Here is a 22051-nt window from a genome sequence, read left to right on the forward strand (position 1 = left end):
CTTAGGGGTTGCGGGATCGCCGTCTGGAGCCGGGTCGCATTCCCGCAGATCACTGGCGTAACAGGCGTTCCAGGGCGGGCTGGTGCGGATCGGGCGTGTCCGGTTCCCGATTCCTTTGGTGTGATGTAAATCACACGAGCTGGATGGCACCAAACCACACCCTCCACACGTCAAAAGGGCCAACACAAAGCCGTGAGGCATGATCATCCCTCGCGCGGCCGCGTACGCCGCTGTAGGCCCCGCAGACGCCTTCAGGCCGCGTGGCCGGTGATCTTGTCCCGAGACGGGGGTCCGACGCGTCCTGGGGCCTGCTGGAGGCCTCGCGCGCAAAACCGCCCACCGGAACAACCGCCGGCCGCACAACGGAACCCGGCTTCCCACCCCTCTCGGCCGTGAAGCGAACAGAGCCCGGCACGCGGCCGGGCCCGCTGCCGGGGCGGAGGACCGCCGGCGGGTCGACTCCGCGGCGACGGCCTTCCGCCGGGCGGGGCCGGCCCGGGAATGGGGTCGAGGTCGATCGCCTGGACCCTGACCTTGCGACCATGACGCGAGCCGGGGAACGTGCGCCGCGCGGAACCCTTGGCGGACGGCGCAGGGTTGAGGCCCCCTGCGTCGGCGCCGTGCTCCTCGCCTGCTCCCGGCCCGCGCCTTCCGGCGGCGGCCCGGGCCGCCGGCGAACCCCGCGCACACATCCCGCGCCCCTCGGGAACCGGTGCCGCCACGACAAACGAACAGGGCCCGGTCCGGGGGACCGGGCCCTGTTGCGGGCGAGGGTGCTGTACGTCTGCCGTGACTACTTCAGGACTTCGCCGTTCTTGCCGACGATGCTGCCGGACCAGGTCTTGGCCGCGGCGTCGTAGATGGCCTTGGTCTCACCGTCGAAGTACGGCGAGGCGATGAAGTCGATCCGGCCGTTGTTGTCGGCGTCGCCGAACCAGCTGATGACGCCGTTGACGTAGCCGACGCGCTTGGTGCTGCTGTACTGCCAGATCAGCGGACCACCGTCGGCGCCCTTGGTCATGGCCGACTTCAGACCGATCGACTCCTCGGCCTTCAGCTTCGGGTTCACGGCGGTGTAGGTCTTGCCGTACGACCACTTCGGGGTCAGGCCGGTGAAGCCGGTGCTGCCGTTGGGGTGCGGGGCGGCCGGGTAGCCGAAGGCGAACACCGTGGTGCCGCGCTTCTGGTTCCAGGCGAAGCCCTGGGCGCCGACGTTCTTGGCCAGCGGGCCGACGTCCTTGACCTTGCCGATGTAGAAGTGGTCGAGGTAGTACTTGACGTTCTTGGTGGGCTTGACCCACTGGACGACGAAGTACTGGATCAGGAGGTAGTTGCCGCGGCGGTCCCGGGTCAGCTTGCCGAGCACCTTGCCGGCGGCCTTGTCCTTGAGCAGCTGCTCGTACTGGGCCTTGGTGAGGTGCGTGATCTTCGGCGGCAGCACCTTGGAGCCGTTGGGCGCCTTACGGCCGCGCGGGAAGGGAGCGTCCTTCCACTGCTGCTCGGTGACCTCGATCTGGGACTTCTCGGCACCCGGGTAGTTCGGGCCGACGGCCTCCTCGCCCTTGATCCGCTCACGCCACACCGGGGCGAGCGGGCCGTACTTGTCGAGGATCTGCCGGTACTCCTTGCGGGTGATCTCCTTGGACTCGACCCACTTGTCACCGGTCCACTTGTCGTACTCCTCCTTGGAGACCTCCTGCTTCGGGAGGAGCTGGAAGCCGTTGTAGACGGTGACGAAGGCGTAGTCCTTGTCGTAGTCCTCGAAGACCGTGAAGTCGTAGTGGGTGAAGGCCTGCTTGCCGACGTAGATGCCCCACGGCGCCTTGCCCTTGTAGTAGCCGGGGACGAAGACCCACTTGTCGAAGACGTTCTTGCCGTCGAAGACGTTGTGGGCGGCGGTCACCACGAGGTTGCCGTACTTGGAGTGGATGGCGCTACCGGACGCCCACCACTTGTTGCCCTTGGAGTCAACCCAGAAGACCTTACCGACGGTCCGCGGCAGGTTGACGTTCTTCACCTTGGTGGCCGTCACCTTGCCGGCGCCGGTCGGGTTGGTCACGCCGGGCTTGCCGTCGGCCGACGGCCCGCCCTTGACCTGCAGCTTCTCGCTGCTGCCGACGTAGTACTCGTACTTGTACTCCTTGGCCGCCTTCAGGGCCGCGGCGTTCGAGTCGAGCCAGAACTGCGCCACCGAGTACGCCTGGGCCGGAGTCTTGGCCAGGTACTCACTGGACCGCACCGGAGCGGCGGACGCGGTGGAGGTGGTGACCAGAGAGGTGCCCAGCACGGCGGAGGCGGCAATGGCCCCACCCAGCGGAAGAACAAGACGCTTGACTCGAGTGTTCAAGGGAAGCTCCTCGGGACGTCGTGCAGTGCAACGCATCGGGTGTCCCACGCGTCAGTCGAGAGACAGTCAGGAACATACGCGGTGATCTTGGGTTGTCACAGCGTTTCGTCAAGGAAGAGTCGATCGTCGCCGCGTGTGACACTTCTGTGACCTCTGTGGCCGACGGCGTCAGATGTTGATTTGTGCGGACATCGCCGCAGGTCGCCCCCGGGTTTGCGGAAGGTTCGGGACGTGCCGGGTCAGGTTCGCTGTCAGAACCCAGCATGTCATCATGTGAGGTAAATCACATTGGCCACACGGCACCGATTTGGCCCCATCCGCGTCTAAGAGCCTTGCCTCGCGCCGTCCCGTGGGGTTGAACTGAAGGCGACACCCCCGCGCAGGTAGGGGAAGCACGTGACCCGCCTCGACATCGTTGAGCACGGCCAGGGACGACGGCGCCGCCTCTCCGTCGTGGTCGCGGCCGGCCTGCTCGCGCTGTTCCTCTTCGTCCTGCTCTCCGGCCGCGGCGACCCGGCGCTGCCGCCCGCCCCGACGGCCGAGCCCACCGGGCCGCGCGTCGTCATCCTCGACCCGACCCCCGCCGCGACCAACGCGGTGTTCCCCAAGGAGAAGGGGAGCGGGAAGCGGAGGACGATCGACGTGACCTTCCCCGACGGCGCGCGGGCCAGGCTCACCTATCCCGCCGACCTGCGCCTCGCCGAACTCGGCGTACGCCCGCGCATCGGCGCACGGCTGCCGGCCGACGACGGATCCCTGCAGCCCCGGATGCTCGTCGCCCCTTACCGGGGCGAGGCCGAGGTCGCGCGCAACGGGCCGATGATCCGCCGCCTCGCCGACAACGTCACGCTGTGGCCCAAGCCGGAGGGCGCGCCCGCCGCCGGCGAGGTGCTGCTGTTCGCGTTCGGCCCGTGGCGGCTCACGCTCACCGACACGAGCTACGGGCTCACCTTCGAGCAACGCCGTACCTGGGCGCGCAACCTGCGCGGCAGGGTGACCAAGGACGGCTTCCTCGTGCTGTCCGCCCGGCGGCCGCTCACGCTCGCCCGGCCGGGCGAGGTGTACGCCGAGGTCCCGTACGGCCCGCAGCTCTGGCTCGGCGGCGACCGCGACCGGCTGATCGTGCTCATCCCCACGCCGGACTGCCCCAGCCGTGCGGTCGATCCGCCGGCCATCAGGTCGGTCACGAACGCCACGGGCGCCGGCTGCCGCGGCGACGTGTACCTGGCCGTCGTCGGCGACCAGGAGTTCGTGGATCGCGTGCTTAAGGAGGTACGGGTCCGCTACGAGGCGCGATCGGCCACTGGGTAGGGTTCCGGCATGTTCGCCGTAACCGCAAGCGCCACCGACCCGAACGACCCGCTGCGCGGGCTCACGCTCGGGGAGCGGCCCGAGCCGAAGGTCCCCGACGGCTGGACCACCGTGACCGTACGGGCCGCGGCGCTCAACCACCATGACCTGTGGACTCTCCGAGGCGTCGGGATCAGCCAGGACCGGCTGCCCATCATCCTCGGCTGCGACGCCGCGGGCGTCGACGAGGACGGCAACGAGGTGATCGTGCACGCGGTGATCGGCACGCCGGTGCACGGGGACGAGACCCTCGACCCCAAGCGCTCGCTGCTGTCCGAGGTGTACGACGGCACGTTCGCCGAGCGGGTGGCGGTGCCGCGCCGCAACCTCGTGCCCAAGCCCGCCGGACTGAGCTTCGAGCACGCCGCGTGCCTGCCCACGGCCTGGCTCACCGCGTACCGCATGCTGTTCGAGAAGTCCGGTCTGGAGCCGGGCTCCACCGTGCTCGTGCAGGGCGCGGGCGGCGGCGTCGCGACCGCGCTGATCATGCTCGGCCGGGCCGCGGGCTACCGGGTGTGGGCGACGAGCCGGTCGGAGGAGAAGCGCGCCCGGGCGCTCGAGCTCGGCGCCGACCAGGTCTTCGAGCCCGGGGCGCGGCTGCCCGAGCGGGTGGACGCGGTGATGGAGACGGTCGGCCAGGCGACCTGGGCGCACTCGCTCAAGTCGCTGCGGCCCGGCGGCCGCATCGTGGTGTGCGGCGCCACGAGCGGCGCGGTGCCCCCGGCCGACCTCAACCGGGTCTTCTTCCTCCAGCTGTCCGTGGTGGGCAGCACCATGGGCACCCGCGAGCAGCTGGAACGGCTCGCGCGGTTCCTCGAGCAGACCGGCGTGCGGCCGGTGATCGACCGGACGCTGCCGCTCGACCGGGCCCGCGAGGGCTTCGAGGCGATGCAGCGGGGCGACATCTTCGGCAAGATCGTGTTCACGCTGCAGTGACCGGCGTGCGCGGACGCGGACTCCGGGAGGACCCCGCGGTCACCCCCGGAGCGCCTCCCGGATCCGCTCCGCCACGTCGTCGAGGGCCTCGCGGCAGTAGGTGAGCGTGTTCTCGTCCAGCTCCGCCTGGGCGGCCTCGTGCCGGATCCGCGCGACGAAGTCGGCGAGCATGCGGCCCAGCTCGGCGTCGTACTCGGCCCGGCGGTCGTCCCGGGACTCACGGGTCCCGCCCGCGCCGGTGCCGCCGAAGCCGCTCCAGAACTGGTCCCAGATCCGCAGCCACTCCCGGGCCCACTGCTCGCCCTCGTCCAGCAGCTCCTGGGGCGGCCGGCCCCACGCCACCGTGATCGGGAACAGCCGCCGCGGCCCGCGCCGCTCCTCCGCGCGCGGCTCCGACCGGCCGGCCGTACGGCCCGCCGCCTCGCCGCGCCGCATGTCGCGGGCCACCCGGGTGAGCTCGTCGCGCAGCGCCCGCACGGTCTCCCGGACGTCCTCCTTCACCTCGCGGGCGATGTCGCGCACCGAGTCGGCGATCTCCTGCTCCAGCTCGGCGAGCTCGTCGAGCCGGGCGTTCAGCTCCGCCCGCCCCTTGTCGGTGATGGTGAACACCTTCTTGCCGTCCCGCACCTCGTGCGTGACGAGGCCCTCCTCCTCGAGCCGGGCGAGCCGCGGGTAGATCGTGCCGGGGGAGGGGGAGTACACCCCGAGGAACCGGTCCTGCAGCAGCCGGATCACCTCGTACCCGTGCCGCGGGCTCTCCTCCAGCAGCTTGAGCAGGTACAGCCGAAGCCGCCCGTGGCGAAACACCGGACTCATGACTCCTCCCCTCCCGGGCGCGGCTCCCCGCGCAGCAGTGTGACGTCCCCCGACACGGTGGTGACCTCGACCGAGGCCATGCCGCCACCGAGCCGTCCGCTGACCGACCGGGCGCCGGGGTGCCCGTCGCAGCGGAGGTTGCCGAAGCCGGTGGTGATGCTGCCGATGCTGGAGCGCAGCACCACGTCGGTGTCGACGTCGGCGGGCAGCCGTACCACGACCGGGCCGGAGATGCTGGTGACCGTGACGTGCCCGGTGGGCGTGAGCACGAGGTCGGCGGTGATCCGGGCGGAGACCGTGTCCGCCCGCAGCCGCCGCGGGGTTCCGGCGGCGACGGTGAGCTCGCCGGCCACGCTGGTGAACGATAAGTCCCCGGCGAGCGCCCGGCTCTCCACCGTGCCGGACACGGTCTCGGTGCTGATCTCGCCGCTCACGCCGTCGAGCACGATGTCGCCGCTCACGCTCCGCACGCTGGTCCGGTTCTCGAACCCGGCGAGCACCGCGGAGGCGGAGACCACGCCCACCTGGACCGGGCAGTCCCGCGGCGCGGTGAGGGTGAGCGTCGCGCTGCGCCGGTCCGGGCGCAGCCAGCCGAGCACCCCTTTCAGGGTCGGGTCGCCGTGGCCGACGGAGAGCCGTCCGTCGTCGTGGGTCACGGTGAGCGGCGCCGGGCCGATCTCGCTCACCTCGAGCATCGGAGGTCCGTCGCTCGCCAGCACGGCGAGCCGCCCCGCCACGATGCGCACGGTGAGCTCGGTGACGGGGCCGAACGTGAGCCGATCCGGTCGCTCGATCGTCCAGCGTTGCATGACGGGCCCTCCGTCTCGACATTTCCGATAGACACGATATATCGCGTCTACCCGAAGTCAAGACATATCGCGTCTTACGCGTCGTCGTCGAGCCCGTCCTCCTCGTCGTCGAACCGGGCGAGCCAGGTGGCGAACCGGTCGATGGGGGTCTCGAACTCGGGGTTGAGGTCGACGAACTCGCGCAGCCGCTCGGCGAGCCAGGAGATCGCGATCTCCTCGTCGCCGCGCCGCTCCACGAGCTCCTCGATGCCGCGGTCGGTGAAGTACATCGCAGTGTCCTCCTGCGTACACGGAAGTCCCCCACACCGGGCCGCGCGGGCCCGGGTGTGGGGGACCGGATCGTCGTCTTCGGTCCGGACGGCCCCGCGAGGGGACCGCCGGCGGGAGGGTCAGGCGCCGAAGACCTTCTTCAGCAGCTCCTCCTGCTCCTCCTCGTGCTTGGCGTGCGAGCCGGTCGCCGGCGACGGGTTCGGGTCCCGGGAGACCCGGCGGATCGGCCGCCCGCCCAGCAGGTCGGGGATCTCGGCGAGCTTGAGCGTCAGGTACGGCCACGGGCCCATGTTGACCGGCTCCTCCTGCGCCCAGATGAGCTGGACGTCACGGCCGTACCGGTCGAGCTCGGCGGTGAGCTCCTGCCGCGGCCACGGGTAGAGCCGCTCCAGCCGGACGAGCGCCACGTCGTTCCGGCCGAGCTTCTCCCGCCGCGCCAGCAGGTCGTAGTAGATCTTGCCGGAGCACAGCACCACGGTGCGCACGCCCGCCGGGTCGACCTTGGTGTCGCCGAGCACCGGGCGGAACGAGCCGCCGGTGAAGTCGCGGACCGGGGAGGTCGCGCCCTTGTGCCGCAGCAGCGACTTCGGCGTGAACACGATGAGCGGGCGCCGCCGGTTCGACAGCACCTGCCACCGCAGCAGGTGGAAGTACTGCGCCGAGGTCGTCGGCTGGGCGACCGTCATGTTGTCCCGGGCGCACAGCTGCAGGAACCGCTCGATGCGGGCCGAGGAGTGGTCCGGGCCCTGGCCCTCGTAGCCGTGCGGCAGCAGCAGCACCACCGAGGAGCGCTGGCCCCACTTCTCCTCGCCGGAGCAGACGAACTCGTCGATGATCGACTGGGCGCCGTTGGCGAAGTCACCGAACTGCGCCTCCCAGCAGACGAGCGCGTCCGGGCGCACGGTGCTGTAGCCGTACTCGAAGCCCATCGCGGCGAACTCGCTGAGCAGCGAGTCGTACACGTAGAACTTCGTGGTGCCGTGGTTGAACGCCTTGAGCGGGGTGTGCTCCTCGCCGGTGAGCCGGTCGACGAGCACGGCGTGCCGCTGGCCGAAGGTGCCGCGCCGGGAGTCCTGGCCGACGAGCCGCACCGGGTGGCCGTCGATGAGCAGCGAGCCGAAGGCGATCGTCTCGCCCATCGCCCAGTCGATCGCGTCCTCCTCGACCATCTGGGCGCGGCGCTGCAGCAGCGGCACGAGCCGCGGGTGCGGCGTGAAGCCCTCGGGGAGGTTGATCTGGGTGTCGACGACCCGCTTGATCGCCTCCTCGGTGGTGGCGGTCGGGGTGTCCTCGTGCCGCCACGGCACCAGGTCCTCGGCCGGCGGCTTGAGCACCGCGCCGGGCTCCGGCGGGCGCTTGGCCGCCTCGCGGACCTCGGTGAACGCGCGCTCGAGCTTCTCCTGGTAGTCCCGCAGCGCCTGCTCGGCCTCCTCGACCGTGATGTCGCCGCGGCCGATCAGCGCCTCGGTGTAGAGCTTCCGCACCGACCGCTTGGCGTCGATCAGGTCGTACATGAGCGGCTGGGTGAAGCTCGGGTTGTCGGCCTCGTTGTGGCCGCGGCGGCGGTAGCAGACGAGGTCGATGACCACGTCCTTGCGGAACGCCTGGCGGTACTCGAACGCGAGCCGGCCCACCCGGACCACGGCCTCGGGGTCGTCGCCGTTCACGTGGAAGATCGGCGCCTGGATCATCCGGGCCACGTCGGTGGCGTACACCGACGAGCGGGACGAGGCGGGCGAGGTGGTGAAGCCGACCTGGTTGTTGACGACCACGTGCACCGTGCCGCCGGTGCGGTAGCCGCGCAGCTGCGACAGGTGGAGGGTCTCGGCGACCACGCCCTGGCCGGCGAACGCGGCGTCGCCGTGCACCAGGATCGGCAGCACGGTGAAGCCCTCCTCGCCGCGCTCGAGCAGGTCCTGCTTGGCGCGGACCACGCCCTCGAGCACCGGGTCGACGGCCTCCAGGTGCGACGGGTTCGCCACCACCGACGTCTTGATCTTGGAGCCGTCGTACGCGACGAAGTCGCCGGTCGCGCCGAGGTGGTACTTGACGTCACCGGAGCCGTGCGCGCTGCGCGGGTCGAGGTTGCCCTCGAACTCGGCGAAGATCTGCGCGTACGACTTGCCGACGATGTTGGCGAGCACGTTGAGCCGGCCGCGGTGGGCCATGCCGATGACGACCTCGTCGAGGCCCTCCTGCGCGGCCGAGGTGATCACCGAGTCGAGCAGCGGGATGAGCGACTCGCCGCCCTCGAGCGAGAACCGCTTCTGGCCGACGAACTTGGTCTGCAGGAAGGTCTCGAACGCCTCGGCGTTGTTGAGCCGGCGCAGGATGTTGAGCTGCTCCTCCCGGCTCGGCTTCTGGTGCGGCCGCTCGACGCGCTCCTGGATCCAGGCCCGCTCCTCGGGCTCCTGGATGTGCATGTACTCGATGCCGATCGTGCGGACGTAGGAGTCCCGCAGCACGCCGAGGATGTCGCGCAGCTTCATCAGCGGCTTGCCGCCGAAGCCGCCGGTGGGGAACTCGCGCTCCAGGTCCCACAGCGTCAGGCCGTGCGACTGGATGTCGAGGTCGGGGTGCTTGCGCTGGCGGTAGTCGAGCGGGTCGGTGTCCGCCATGAGGTGGCCGCGCACCCGGTAGGCGTGGATGAGCTCGAGCACCCGGGCCGACTTGGTCACCTCGTCGTCGTGGCTGACCGAGATGTCGCGGACCCAGCGCACCGGCTCGTACGGGATGCGCAGCGCCTCGAAGATCTTGTCGTAGAACGCGTCCTCGCCGAGCAGGAGCTGGTGGATCTTGCGGAGGAACTCGCCCGACTGCGCGCCCTGGATGATGCGGTGGTCGTAGGTCGAGGTGAGCGTCATGATCTTGCTCACCGCGAGGCGGGCGAGGGTCTCGTCCGAGGCGCCCTGGTACTCGGCCGGGTACTCCATCGCGCCGACGCCGATGATCGTGCCCTGGCCCTGCATGAGCCGCGGCACCGAGTGCACCGTGCCGATCGTCCCGGGGTTGGTGAGGGTGATCGTGGTGTCGGCGAAGTCCTCGACGGCGAGCTTGCCGGCCCGGGCCTTGCGCACGATCTCCTCGTACGCGGTCCAGAACTCCCGGAAGTTCATCGTCTCGGCCCGCTTGATCGAGGGCACGAGGAGCTGCCGGCTGCCGTCGGGCTTCTTGATGTCGATGGCGAGGCCGAGGTTGACGTGCTGCGGCTTGACGAGCGTGGGCTTGCCGTCGATCTCGGCGTAGGAGTAGTTCATCTCCGGCATCGCCTTGACCGCCTGGACCACGGCGTAGCCGATGATGTGCGTGAACGACACCTTGCCGCCACGCCCGCGGGCCAGGTGGTTGTTGATGACGATCCGGTTGTCGATGAGCAGCTTCGCCGGGATCGCCCGCACGCTCGTGGCGGTCGGTACGGCGAGGCTCGCCTCCATGTTCGCCGCCGTGCGGGCGGCCGCGCCGCGCAGCCGCTCCTCCTCCGCGCCCTGGGGCACGGGGGCGGCCTTCGCCGCCTTCTTGGGGGCGGGCGCCGCCTTGGCCGGGGCGGGGGCCGCCGGTGCGGCCGGAGCGGATTCCGCGGGTGCCGGCGCGGTGGCCGTGGCGCCCTCGGCGCCGTTGCTCGCCTGAGTGGCCGGGGCGCGCTTGGCGCCGCCGTCGTAATCAGCGAAGAAGTTCCACCATGCGCGGTCCACCGACTCGGGATCTTCTAGGTACTTCTGGTACAGCTCATCGACAAGCCACTCGTTCTGCCCAAAGCTGGCCAGCGGGTTTGTCCGCGACGACTCAGACGACACGGCGGAAATCGCCCTCTTCCGCAGATCGGCGTTGGATTGGAAGACCTGTCCAAGGCTACTCGCCCCGCCAGGGGGCGTGTGCCCAACAACTGGATCGCGTGGTCGGCACGTTACGGGTCCGGTGACTCATCCGGTGCGCATCCGGCGGCTCCTTGGGTGCGCGGCGTCCCGGCGGCGGCGCTCCGCCGAGGGGCGAGGTGCTGGGCATGTCCTCGAACCGATCCTCTCAGTGCGCGCGCGGTTGGTCACCACTCGGCGCCCTGACCCGCCGGTTAGGCCCTGGTTTCCGCGCGGCCAGGCCGGTCTCGCCCGGCGGGGACGTCTAGGGCACCGCTTATCCCGAACGTGCCCATATTGAATCATATGTGTTACTAACGGTCGTTCCGTCGCATGGAACGCTCACGGGTCGGCCCGTCCGCCGTCGTGCGGCCTGCGGCGGGCGGCCGGGCCGGCGGGCCGGGTTCCCGATCGCGCCCCGGCCGCGTGCCGTCCGTGTATGCCGGGCCGTACCGGGCTTCCGGCGACCCCCACTAGAACGCAATTCGATTTATGTGCGCACAATCGTGGGGGTCGAAGGGAGTTTGGGATGGTACGGGATTCAGCGGTGAGCGCCGCCGGTTCTGCCGCGGCGGACGCGGCGTCCGGGGGCACGCCGGCCGCCGCGGGTGACGTTTCGGGTGCCCCGGCGCGGACGGTCACGCCGGCCGACGAGCGCCAGCGCGCCGCCTGGCGGAACGGCGAGCTGCCCCGCGTCGAGCGGGTACGGCCCGGCCTCTGGTCGATCCCCGTGCCGATCCCGATCAACTCGCTCCGGTACGTGCTCGTCTACGCGCTCGAGCTGACGAGCGGCGTGGCGATCATCGACGCCGGGTGGGACAGCGACGAGGCCTTCACCGCGCTGCGCGACGGGCTCGGCCAGGCCGGGTTCGACATCTCCGACGTGCGCGCCGTGCTCGTCACCCACGTCCACCCCGACCACTACGGCCTCGCCGGGCGGGTGCGCGAGCACTCGGGGGCGTGGATCGGGGTGCACCCGGCGGACGCGAACCTCGTCCACGACCGCCTGTTCGACCTCGGCGACGACCCCGAGGCGCGGGTCCGGGAGCTGATCCGGCGCGACCGGGAGCTGCTCGAGCGGTGCGGGGCTCCGCAGGAGGTGATCACCGAGGCGGTGAACCTCGCCTCGCTGGCCCGCCGGTTCGCCGCCCCGGCCCGCCCGGACGTGCTCATCGAGGACGGCGACCGGCCGGTGCTGCCGGGCTGGGACCTGCGCGCGGTGTGGACGCCCGGCCACTCGCCCGGCCACCTGTGCTTCGTCTCCGAGCGGCGCCGCATCCTCATCACCGGCGACCACGTGCTGCCGCGGATCACCCCGATCGTGTCGGTGCACCCCCAGTCGTCCCCGAACCCGCTCGCCGACTACCTCGACTCGCTCGCCACGATCCGCGCGGTCGGCGTCGAGGCGGGCGTGACCGAGGTGCTGCCCGCGCACGAGTACCGGTTCCTGGAGCTGACCGCGCGGGTCGACCACCTCATGGCCCACCACGAGGAGCGGCTCGCCGAGATCGAGGCGGCGGTCGCCGCGGCGGGCGGCGCCTCCTGCTGGGAGCTGGCGAGCCGGCTCACCTGGTCCCGGCCCTGGGAATCGATTCCGCAGTTCATGCGCAGGATGGCGAACAACGAGACGCTCGCCCACCTGGTCTGGCTGGAGTCCCGCGGCCGGGTCCGCCGGGTGCCGGGTACACCCGACCTGTGGTACCCGGCCGACTGAGCCCGCGGGCCCGCGGCCGGGCGTGCCGGGCCGTACCCGGGCGGCACGATGAAACGTGTTCTCGGCCCGATGGTTACCGCCGGGTAGCGGCGACCGGTGCGGGCCCGGCTATCGTGTGGACATCAACCGAACCTTGTTCTCCTGAAAGGCGCACACATGTCGGAGCTTCGGTTTGATGGGAAGGTCGCCGTCGTCACCGGCGCCGGAAACGGGCTCGGCCGGTCGCACGCGCTCCTGCTCGCCGAGCGTGGCGCGAAGGTCGTCGTGAACGACCTCGGCGGCGCGCTCGACGGCACCGGCGCCTCCTCCGGCCCCGCTGCCGAGGTCGTAGAGACGATCAAGAAGAACGGCGGCGAGGCCGTCGCGAGCACCGACAACGTCGCCACCCCGGAGGGCGCCCAGGCGATCATCCAGACCGCCCTCGACGCGTTCGGCCGGGTGGACATCCTCGTCAACAACGCCGGCATCCTGCGCGACCGGTCGTTCGGCAAGATGACGGTCGAGGAGTTCGACGCCGTGCTCGCCGTGCACGTGCGCGGCTCGTTCCTCGTCACCCGCGCCGCCTTCCCGCACATGAAGGAGCAGGCGTACGGCCGGATCATCAACACCAGCTCGCCGGCCGGCCTGTTCGGCAACTTCGGCCAGACGAACTACTCCACGGCGAAGATGGGCCTGGTCGGCTTCACCAAGACCCTCGCGATCGAGGGCGCCCGCGCCAACATCAAGGTGAACGCGATCGCCCCGGTCGCGTGGACCCGGATGACCCAGTCGATCCTCCCGGCCGAGTTCGAGCAGAAGTTCTCCGTCGACCGGATCAGCCCGCTGGTGGCCTACCTCGCCCACGAGAGCTGCGAGACCACCGGCGAGGTGTTCTCCGTCGGCGGCGGCCGGGTGGCCCGCGTGTTCGTCGCCGAGGGCCCGGGCTGGCGCACCGACGAGATCAGCCCCGAGGCGATCCGCGACAACTGGGAGGCGATCATGGCCGAGCAGCCGTACCTCACCACCGAGCTCGGCAAGCAGGCCCAGGCGTCCATGGAGAAGATGCTCTGACGCATCCCGTGAGCCCCTGATCCCCAGGTTTCCGTGCGGCACCCGCGGCACTCACCGCGGGTGCCGTTCGCGTCTCCGGGCCCGGCCGTGCCGTAGCGCACCGCCCTCGGGTACGGCGCGGCCGGGCCGATCTTTGTTCGATCATCGGCGTAAGTCGCCGTGTCGCGGGGCATGGCCCGGCGCAAGTCGGTCGAATCGGACCAGGCTGCGCCGCCTCATGAGGGGACTTCGTTCGATGATCGGCAAAAATAGGTATTGATTCCGGCGAAAGTCGGCTTTATGGTCTCGGGCATGGCCACCCCGACGGGCGACGAGCGGGCCGTACCCGGCTCTCCTGCCGACGTGCTCACCCTCATCGGCGCGGGCAGCGCGACCACCCGCGCCGACCTGGCGCGCGTCACCGGGCTCGCCCGCTCCACCATCTCCCAGCGGGTGGACCAGCTCATCGAGAGCAGGCTGGTGAGCGAGACCGAGGACGGCGAGTCCACCGGCGGCCGCCCGCCGCGGCGGCTGCGGCTGCGCACCGCGGACAACGTCGTCGCCGGGGTGGACCTCGGCGCCACCCACTGCCGGATCTCGCTGATGGACATCAGCGGGCGCACCCTCGCCACCCACGAGGACCCGCTGCTCATCGCCGAGGGCCCGGAGACCGTGCTCGCGCACGTGGACCGGCGCATCCGCGGCCTGCTCACCGACGCGCGGCTCACCCCCGAGGCGCTCAAGGCGATCGGCATCGGCGTGCCCGGCCCGGTCGAGTTCGCCACCGGCCGCCCCAACAACCCGCCGATCATGCCCGGGTGGAACGCGTACCCGATCCCCGACTACTTCGCCGAGCGGTACAACGCGCTGGTCAAGGTCGACAACGACGTGAACGTGATGGCGCTCGGCGAGCACCGCTCGGCGTTCCCGGACACCGACTACCTGCTGTTCGTCAAGGTCGGCACCGGCATCGGCTGCGGCATCATCGCCCAGGGCCGGCTGCACCGCGGCGCCCAGGGCAGCGCCGGCGACATCGGCCACATCCGGGTGAGCGGCCACGACGAGGCCGGGTGCCGGTGCGGCAACAGCGCGTGCCTTGAAGCCGTGGCGGGCGGCGGCGCGCTCGCCCGCAGGCTCACCGAGCTCGGCTTCCCCGCCGAGTCGGGCTCGGACGTGGTCGCCCTGGTCCAGGCGGGCAACACCCAGGCGCTGCGCCTCGTCCGCGAGGCCGGACGGCTCATCGGCGAGGTGCTGGCGAGCCTGGTCAACTTCTTCAACCCCGAGGTGATCGTGATCGGCGGCGTGCTCGCCAAGGTGCACGACCACCTGCTCGCGGGCATCCGGGAGACCATCTACCGGCGCTCCCTGCCGCTCGCCACCCACCACCTCGCGATCGTCCCGACCCGGACCGGCGCGGACGCCGCCGCGACCGGCGCCGGAATCCTCGCCATCGAACACTTCCTCGCCCCGGACAACATCAACCGGATCGTCACCGAGACCGAGTCCTCCCGGACGCCCACCTCCACCGGAGGCTGAACACCCCCCTGGAGGCGCCCATGCCTTCACCCGCCCCTCTGCTGCGCATGCGGGGGATCGTCAAGCACTTCCCCGGCGTGCGCGCCCTCGACGGGGTCGACCTCGACGTGCACGCGGGGGAGGTGCACTGCCTGCTCGGCCAGAACGGCGCGGGCAAGTCCACCCTGATCAAGGTCCTCTCCGGCGCCCACCAGCCCGACGCGGGCGAGGTGCTCCTCGACGGCCGCCCGGTACGGCTCGCCAACCCGACGGCCGCGATGCGGGCCGGCATCGCCACCATCTACCAGGAGCTCGACCTGGTGGACGGGCTGAGCGTGGCGGAGAACATCTTCCTCGGCCACGAGCACGCCGCCCTCGGCTTCGTCCGCCGCCGCGAGGCGAACCGGGCCGCGGCCGGCCTGCTCGCCCGGCTCGGCCACCCCGAGATCCACCCGGCCACCGAGGTGGGCCGGCTCTCCCCGGCCCGCAAGCAGGTGGTGAGCATGGCGCGGGCGCTCTCCCACAACGCCCGGCTGATCATCATGGACGAGCCGTCCGCCGCGCTCGCCCACGACGAGGTGGCGAACCTGTTCCGCGTCATCCGCGAGCTCACCGCCCAGAACGTCGCGGTCGTCTACATCTCCCACCGGCTGGAGGAGATCCGCGAGATCGGCGACCGGGTCACCGTGCTCAAGGACGGCCGCACGGTCGCGGTCGGCCTGCCCGCCCGGGAGACCCCGACCGCCGAGATCGTCTCGCTGATGACCGGCCGCGACGTCGAGTACGTCTTCCCGCCCCGGCCCGCCCCGGCCGACCGCCCCGAGGTGCTCCGCGTCGAGGGCCTCACCCTGCCGGGCAGGTTCACCGACATCTCGTTCACCGTCGGCGCGGGCGAGATCGTCGGCCTCGCCGGCCTGGTCGGCTCCGGCCGCTCGGAGATCATCGAGACGATCTACGGCGCCCGCCGCCCGAGCGCGGGCCGCGTGCTCCTCGACGGCAGACCGGTACGGCCCGGCAGCACCCGCCACGCCGTACGGCTCGGCATGGGCCTCGCCCCCGAGGAGCGCAAGGCGCAGGCCCTGCTGCTCGAGGAGCCGGTCGCCCGCAACATCACCCTCGCCGGGCTCTCCCGGTATGCCCGGTTCGGCTGGCTCGACCGGCGCGCCGAGCTCGCCGAGGCGAACCGGCTCGCCGAGGTGCTCGACATCCGGCCCCGGGACGTGCGCCGCCCGGTCAAGACGCTCTCCGGCGGCAACCAGCAGAAGGCGGTGCTCGCCCGCTGGCTCACCGAGCGCGGCGCCGCCGACGGCGCGGGCGGGCTGCGGCTGCTCCTGCTCGACGAGCCCACCCGCGGCGTGGACGTCGGCGCCCGCGCCGAGCTGTACGCGGTGATCCGCGACCTCGCCGACCGCGGCATCGGGGTGCTGCTGGTGTCCAGCGAGGTGCCCGAGGTGCTCGGCCTCGCCGACCGGGTCCTGGTGATCCGCGAGGGCCGCCTCGTGCACGAGGCCCCCGCGGCCGAGCTCGACGAGCACCGCGTCCTCGACCTGGTGATGGTCGCCCCGCACGGCACGAAGGAGGGCTCCGGTGACTGAGACCAAGGCCCGCACCACCGCCCGAGCGCTGCCCGGCACCGCCCGGCTCCGCCTCGGACGGGTCGGCGAGACCCGGCACCTCGGGCTGATCGTCGCGCTCGCGCTGCTCGCCGTGGTGGGGCTGATCACCCGCCCGGAGAACTTCGCCACCTCGGACAACCTGGTGAGCATCCTCGCCCTCGCGTCCACCATCGGCGTGATCACCGTCGGCATGACGTTCGTGATCATCGGTGGCGGCATCGACCTGTCGGTGGGCGCGGTGATGGCGCTCGCCTCGGTGTGGGCGACCACGCTCGCCACCCAGTCGTACGGGCCGTGGGTGATGGCGCTGTGCGCGATCCTCGTCGGCACCGGCGCGGGCCTGGTCAACGGCATCCTCATCGCGTACGGCCGGCTCGTGCCGTTCATCGCCACGCTCGCCATGCTGGTGGCGGCGCGCGGCCTCGCCCAGCGCATCTCCGACCGCAAGACCCAGCTCATCCGGCCGGAGAACGACGCGATCGTGGAGCTGTCCACCACCCGGGTGCTCGGGCTGCCGCTGCTCGTCTACATCTTCGCCCTCGTCGTCGTGGCCGGCTGGATCGTGCTCAACCGCACCACGTTCGGCCGCCGCACCTTCGCGGTCGGCGGCAACCCGGAGGCGGCCCGGCTCGCCGGCATCGACGTGCGGCGGCACACCATGCTGCTGTACGCGATCTCCGGCTTCTGCTGCGGCGTCGCCGCGATCCTCATCATGGCCCGGACCACCACCGGGTCGAGCACCCACGGTGACCTCTACGAGCTCGACGCGATCGCCGCCGTGATCATCGGCGGCACCCTGCTCACCGGCGGCCGCGGCTCGATCGTCGGCTCGATCCTCGGCCTGCTGATCTTCACCGTCATCACCAACCTGTTCATCCTCAACGGCCTCAACACCAGCGACCAGCTCATCGCGAAGGGCCTGATCATCGTCGCCGCCGTGTTGCTCCAGCGGCGCGGCCTGGTCGGGCGACGCACCTAGACGCGATCACCCCCCAACCCAAGGAGAACCACCATGTCTCGACAGGACGCTCGCCTCGCTCGCCGTGGCTTCCTGTTCGGCGGGGCCGTCGTCGGCGCCGGTGCCCTCGTCACCGCGTGCACGAGCAACGAGCCACCGGCCGCGCAGCAGAGCGCGGCCCCCTCCCAGGCCCCGGCCGCCGCCACCGACAACGACCGGCCGGGCCGCGAGGTGAAGATCGGCTTCTCCGCGCCCGCGGCCGACCACGGGTGGATCGCGGCGATCGCGAAGAACGCCGAGGAGGCGGCGAAGCGGTACTCCGACGTCACCTTCGTCCCGGTCGAGCCGACCAACGACATCAACCAGCAGATCTCCGCGGTCGAGTCGCTCATCCAGCAGAAGGTGGACGTGCTCGTGCTGCTGCCGAACGACGGCGAGCAGCTCAACCAGGTCGCCCGCCGGGCGATGGACGCGGGCATCCCGGTGGTGAACCTCGACCGGATCTTCCCCGACAAGCTCTCCTACCGGACCTGGATCGGGGGCGACAACTACGGCATGGGCGTCGCCGCCGGGCACTACATCGGCCGGAAGCTCAAGGAGAAGGGCGTCACCGACCCGGTGATCCTGGAGATCCAGGGCATCGCCACGCTGCCGCTCACCCAGGAACGCTCCAAGGGCTTCGAGGACGCGCTCCGCACGTACGGCTACCGCGTCACCGCCCGCCAGGACGCCCAGTTCACCGTGGAGTCCGGCACCGAGGTGGCGACCAACCTGCTGCAGGCGCACAAGAAGATCGACGCGATCTGGAACCACGACGACGACCAGGGCGTCGGCGTGCTCGCCGCGATCAAGGAGGCGGGCCGCAACGAGTTCTTCATGGTCGGCGGCGCCGGCTCGGCGAACGCGATGCGGGAGATCCAGTCCGGCACCAGCGTGCTGGAGTGCACCGTCACCTACAGCCCGACCATGGCCGGCTCGGCGGTGAAGCTCGCCCGGCTCATCGCGCAGGGCAGGGGTATGAGCGACCTGGTGGAGCAGCAGGTGCCCCAGTCGATCACGCTCGCCTCGGAAACGATCACCAAGGACAACGTCGAGCAGTACCTGCCGCTCGGCTTCGAATCCTAAAGTCAGGGGGCAACGCACGTGACAAGCAACAGCGCCACCGGCGGTGGCCCGGGCGCGATCCCGGCGATCGGGGTCGGCATGGTCGGTTACGCGTTCATGGGCCGGGCGCACTCGCACGCCTGGCGGAACGTGACCGCGTTCTTCGACCCGCCGCTCCGGCCGGTGCTCGCCGCGCTCGCCGGCCGGTCGAAGGAACGCGCCGAGGCCGCCGCCGCGAGCCTGGGCTGGGCCGCCGTGGAGACCGACTGGCGTGACCTGGTCGCCCGCGACGACGTCCAGATCGTCGACATCTGCACGCCCGGCGACTCGCACGCCGAGATCGCCATCGCCGCGCTCGAGGCGGGCAAGCACGTGCTGTGCGAGAAGCCGCTCGCCAACACCGTGGCGGAGGCCGCGGCGATGGCGGAGGCGGCCGAGCGGGCGGCGGCGCGCGGGGTGCGCAGCATGGTCGCCTTCAACTACCGGCGGGTCCCGGCGATCGCGCTCGCCCGCAGGCTCGTCGCCGAGGGCCGCCTCGGCGAGCTGCGGCACGTGCGCGCCCAGTACCTGCAGGACTGGATCGTCGACCCGGAGTTCCCGCTGGTGTGGCGGCTGCAGAAGGACAAGGCGGGCTCCGGCGCGCTCGGCGACATCGGCGCGCACATCATCGACACCGCGCAGTACATCACCGGCCGGCTCATCACCGGCGTCTCCGCGATCACCGAGACGTTCGTGACCGAACGCCCGCTCGCCGAGGAGTCGGCCGGGCTGTCCGCCGCCGCGGGCACCGCCGCCAAGGGCCGGGTGACCGTGGACGACGCCGCGCTGTTCATCGGCCGCATGGAGGGCGGGGTGCTCGCCTCGTTCGAGGCCACCCGGTTCGCCACCGGCCGCAAGAACGGCCTGCGCATCGAGATCAACGGCTCGCTCGGCAGCCTCGCCTTCGACTTCGAGGCGATGAACGAGCTGTGGTTCTACGACAACACCCAACCCGGGGCCGAGGCCGGGTTCCGGCGCATCCTCGTCACCGAGCCCGACCATCCGTACGCGGGGGCCTGGTGGCCGCCGGGACACGGCCTCGGGTACGACCACACCTTCACCCACGAGGTGAAGGACTTCCTGGAGGCGATCGCCGCCGGGACCGACCCCGCGCCGTCGTTCGCCGACGGCCTGCGGGTGCAGAAGGTGCTCGCCGCCGTCGAGCGCAGCGCCGCCGACGGCAGCCGCTGGACCAGCGTCGAGGAGATCGAGGAGGACGCATGAGCACCCGGCCCGTGACCCTGTTCACCGGACAGTGGGCGGACCTGCCGTTCGAGGAGGTGTGCCGGCTCGCCGCCGAGTGGGGCTATGACGGCCTCGAGATCGCCTGCTGGGGCGACCACTTCGAGGTGGACAAGGCCCTGGAGGACGACTCGTACGTCGCCCGCAAGCGCGAGGTCCTGGAGAAGTACAACCTCGGCGTCTGGACGATCTCCAACCACCTCGTCGGTCAGGCGGTCTGCGACCACCCGATCGACGAGCGGCACAAGGGCATCCTGCCCGCCCGGATCTGGGGCGACGGCGACCCGGAGGGGGTACGGCAGCGCGCCGCCGAGGAGATGAAGAACACCGCCCGCGCGGCGGCGAAGCTCGGCGTCAAGACCGTGGTCGGCTTCACCGGCTCGTCGATCTGGCACACCGTGGCGATGTTCCCGCCGGTGCCGCCCGCGATGATCGAGGCCGGGTACCGGGACTTCGCCGACCGGTGGCACCCGATCATCGACGTGTTCGACGAGGTAGGGGTGCGGTTCGCGCTCGAGGTGCACCCGAGCGAGATCGCCTACGACTACCACACCACGGTGCGCACGCTGGAGGCGATCGGCCGCCGCCCGGGGTTCGGGCTCAACTGGGACCCGTCGCACATGGTGTGGCAGCAGGTGGACCCGGTCGGGTTCATCCTCGACTTCGCCGACCGCATCTACCACGTGGACTGCAAGGACGCCAAGGTGCGGGTCGGTGACGGGCGGCGCGGCCGGCTCTCCTCCCACCTGCCGTGGGCGGACCCGCGCCGCGGCTGGGACTTCGTCTCCACCGGGCGCGGCGACGTGCCGTGGGAGGACTGCTTCCGGGCGCTCAACGCGATCGGGTACGACGGCCCGATCTCGATCGAGTGGGAGGACGCGGGCATGGACCGCCTGCAGGGCGCGCCCGAGGCGCTCGAGTACATCCGCCGCCTCAACGCGATCACCCCGCCCGCCGCGTCCTTCGACGCCGCCTTCGCCTCCGAGTGACGCCCCGCCGCCACGGGCGCCGGTCGTCCGCCGCGAGGCGCGGCGCGCGGCCCCACCCGCCACGAACCCACCCGCCACCAGGCCCGTGCTCGCCGCCGACACACCCCCCTCCCCCGCCAACCCGGCACGGCGGCGAGCACCCTCGGCTCCACCGCCTCCGCCGAGGAGGCCACGCTCCTGTGGCGCCCTCCCCGGGAGGCGGTGCCAGGCCGGCCGGCGCAGGTCAGGGGCGGGGACCTGCGCCGGCCACCCCGCCCGCGGCCCGGTATGCGAGCGGGTGGTACGGCCGGCCGCGGGCTCAGCCGTCCGAGGATCGGCCGAGCAGGTGGGCGTTGGGCTCGCGGGCGCGGCCGGCGAGGTCGGCGATCTCGACGAGGGTGATCCCGGCGGCCGCCAGCCGGGCCGCGCCGGTGGCCTCGACGAACACCGACGGCTCCCGCCAGGCGTACACCACGCGGCGGATGCCCGCCGCGATGATCAGCTCGGCGCAGGTGCGCGGCCGGGACCTGCGCCGCCCGCACGGCTCGAGGCTGCTGTAGATCGTGGCCGTGGCGAGCCGCGGGTCGGCCGGGTCGAGCTTGGCGAGCGCGGCCTCCTCGGCGTGCACGTGCGGGTCGGTCTCCCGGGAGTACCCGCGGGCCAGCTCCTCGCCGTCGGCGGACACGATCACCGCGCCGACCGAGAACGCGGTCTGCGAGGGCGGGCAGAGCCGGGCGAGGTCGCAGGCGATCGCCAGCCAGTGGCGGTCCCGGTTCGGCTCGTCGTTGCCGGTCATGGCGGGCCGCCTCACCGGAGCCGGTAGCGCAGCAGCGCCACGTCGCCGATCTTGACCACCTCGGTGAGGTTGAGCCGCCCCTTGGGCAGGTCGCCGCCGGACACGAACCGGGGCGCGGCGGGGTCGCCGACGAACAGCGGGGCGACCACGAGCTGCAGCTCGTCGGCGAGCCGTTCGGACAGGAACCGGGTGTGCAGGCCGCCGCCGCCCTCGACCATGAGCCGCCGGATGCCGCGCCGCCCCAGGTCGTCGAGGACGAGCCGGAGGTCGACCGTGTCCCCGGGCCCGCCGGTGTGGATCACCGTCGCCCGGTCCTTCAGCAGCCCGGCGAGCGGGACGGCGGCCGAGGCGGACGCGTACACGAGCTTCTCGCCGTCCCCGGCGGTGAAGAACGCGCACTCCGGGTCGAGGTCACCGCGCGCGGTGACGGTCACCTTGACCGGGTCGGGCGGCAGCCCGCGCGCCACCCGCCGGTGGCGGCGCTCCGGCGAGCGGATCAGCAGCCGGGGGTTGTCCCGGCGCACCGTGCCCGCCCCCACCATGATCGCGTCACAGGAGGCGCGGACCTCGTCCACCCGGTCGAAGTCCTCGGCGTTCGACAGCAGCAGCCGCTCCGGGCCGTTGTCGTCGATGTGGCCGTCGATGGACATCGCGCAGCTCAGCAGCACGTACGGCCGCACGCACCCTCACT

Annotated in this window: 17 protein-coding genes; 10 read left to right on the plus strand and 7 right to left on the minus strand. The window is 71.6% G+C overall.

Annotation, left to right across the window (positions count from 1 at the left end; translation table 11 throughout):
• Positions 1 to 793 precede the first annotated feature (793 nt).
• Positions 794 to 2287, minus strand: coding sequence for a trypsin-like serine peptidase (locus FHX40_RS02830; protein WP_229789148.1), 1494 nt, complete (start codon positions 2285 to 2287; stop codon positions 794 to 796).
• A 456-nt stretch (positions 2288 to 2743) separates the two neighbouring features.
• On the opposite strand from FHX40_RS02830, the gene FHX40_RS02835 reads away from it, so the two are divergent.
• Both FHX40_RS02835 and FHX40_RS02840 read left to right on the plus strand, forming a co-directional pair.
• Positions 2744 to 3658, plus strand: a complete 915-nt coding sequence (locus FHX40_RS02835) for a hypothetical protein (protein ID WP_142258158.1) — start codon at positions 2744 to 2746, stop codon at positions 3656 to 3658.
• A gap of 9 nt (positions 3659 to 3667) precedes the next feature.
• Complete coding sequence (locus FHX40_RS02840; protein WP_142258159.1) at positions 3668 to 4633, plus strand: zinc-binding dehydrogenase; 966 nt, start codon at positions 3668 to 3670, stop codon at positions 4631 to 4633.
• Positions 4634 to 4672: 39 nt separating this feature from the next.
• Here the strand turns inward: FHX40_RS02840 and FHX40_RS02845 are convergent, their stop codons facing one another.
• From FHX40_RS02845 to FHX40_RS02860, 4 genes are all read right to left on the minus strand, one after another.
• Positions 4673 to 5449: a PadR family transcriptional regulator gene (locus tag FHX40_RS02845; protein WP_142258160.1), complete on the minus strand. Its 777-nt coding sequence runs from the start codon at positions 5447 to 5449 to the stop codon at positions 4673 to 4675.
• Positions 5446 to 6258: a DUF4097 family beta strand repeat-containing protein gene (locus FHX40_RS02850; RefSeq protein ID WP_142258161.1), complete on the minus strand. Its 813-nt coding sequence runs from the start codon at positions 6256 to 6258 to the stop codon at positions 5446 to 5448. The genes FHX40_RS02845 and FHX40_RS02850 overlap by 4 nt, the downstream gene beginning before the upstream one ends.
• Before the next feature lie 74 nt (positions 6259 to 6332).
• On the minus strand, positions 6333 to 6527 hold the full coding sequence (locus FHX40_RS02855; RefSeq protein ID WP_142258162.1) for a DUF6104 family protein: 195 nt from the start codon (positions 6525 to 6527) through the stop codon (positions 6333 to 6335).
• 120 nt (positions 6528 to 6647) lie between these two features.
• Entirely contained in the window at positions 6648 to 10322 is a 3675-nt protein-coding gene (locus tag FHX40_RS02860; protein WP_142258163.1) for a multifunctional oxoglutarate decarboxylase/oxoglutarate dehydrogenase thiamine pyrophosphate-binding subunit/dihydrolipoyllysine-residue succinyltransferase subunit, read from the minus strand.
• A 586-nt stretch (positions 10323 to 10908) separates the two neighbouring features.
• Here FHX40_RS02860 and FHX40_RS02865 point away from each other — a divergent pair.
• The 8 genes from FHX40_RS02865 (at position 10909) to FHX40_RS02900 (ending at position 20585) form a co-directional block, all read left to right on the plus strand.
• Entirely contained in the window at positions 10909 to 12093 is a 1185-nt protein-coding gene (locus FHX40_RS02865; RefSeq protein WP_142258164.1) for an MBL fold metallo-hydrolase, read from the plus strand.
• 156 nt (positions 12094 to 12249) lie between these two features.
• Positions 12250 to 13143, plus strand: a complete 894-nt coding sequence (locus FHX40_RS02870) for an SDR family oxidoreductase (protein WP_142258165.1) — start codon at positions 12250 to 12252, stop codon at positions 13141 to 13143.
• A gap of 291 nt (positions 13144 to 13434) precedes the next feature.
• Positions 13435 to 14658: an ROK family transcriptional regulator gene (locus FHX40_RS02875; protein WP_142258166.1), complete on the plus strand. Its 1224-nt coding sequence runs from the start codon at positions 13435 to 13437 to the stop codon at positions 14656 to 14658.
• 20 nt (positions 14659 to 14678) lie between these two features.
• Complete coding sequence (locus tag FHX40_RS02880; RefSeq protein WP_142258167.1) at positions 14679 to 16232, plus strand: sugar ABC transporter ATP-binding protein; 1554 nt, start codon at positions 14679 to 14681, stop codon at positions 16230 to 16232.
• Complete coding sequence (locus FHX40_RS02885; protein WP_142258168.1) at positions 16225 to 17232, plus strand: ABC transporter permease; 1008 nt, start codon at positions 16225 to 16227, stop codon at positions 17230 to 17232. Before FHX40_RS02880 ends, FHX40_RS02885 begins: the two co-directional genes overlap by 8 nt.
• 33 nt (positions 17233 to 17265) lie before the next feature.
• Positions 17266 to 18336 carry an ABC transporter substrate-binding protein gene (locus FHX40_RS02890; RefSeq protein ID WP_142258169.1) on the plus strand — a complete coding sequence of 357 codons (1071 nt, stop codon included), beginning with the start codon at positions 17266 to 17268 and terminating at the stop codon, positions 18334 to 18336.
• 18 nt (positions 18337 to 18354) lie between these two features.
• Positions 18355 to 19578, plus strand: coding sequence for a Gfo/Idh/MocA family protein (locus FHX40_RS02895; protein ID WP_229789149.1), 1224 nt, complete (start codon positions 18355 to 18357; stop codon positions 19576 to 19578).
• The gene (locus FHX40_RS02900) at positions 19575 to 20585 is read left to right on the plus strand and encodes a sugar phosphate isomerase/epimerase family protein (RefSeq protein ID WP_142258170.1); all 1011 of its coding nucleotides are present in this window, start codon (positions 19575 to 19577) and stop codon (positions 20583 to 20585) included. The genes FHX40_RS02895 and FHX40_RS02900 overlap by 4 nt, the downstream gene beginning before the upstream one ends.
• A 298-nt stretch (positions 20586 to 20883) precedes the next feature.
• On the opposite strand, the gene FHX40_RS25390 is transcribed toward FHX40_RS02900, so the two are convergent.
• Positions 20884 to 21360 (minus strand): deaminase, encoded by a 477-nt coding sequence (locus tag FHX40_RS25390; RefSeq protein ID WP_189136288.1) that lies wholly within the window; start codon positions 21358 to 21360, stop codon positions 20884 to 20886.
• Positions 21361 to 21371: 11 nt separating this feature from the next.
• Complete coding sequence (locus FHX40_RS25395) at positions 21372 to 22040, minus strand: RibD family protein (protein ID WP_229789150.1); 669 nt, start codon at positions 22038 to 22040, stop codon at positions 21372 to 21374.
• Between the last annotated feature and the right edge of the window lie 11 nt (positions 22041 to 22051).

Source organism: Thermopolyspora flexuosa (assembly GCF_006716785.1).
GTDB lineage: Bacteria > Actinomycetota > Actinomycetes > Streptosporangiales > Streptosporangiaceae > Thermopolyspora > Thermopolyspora flexuosa.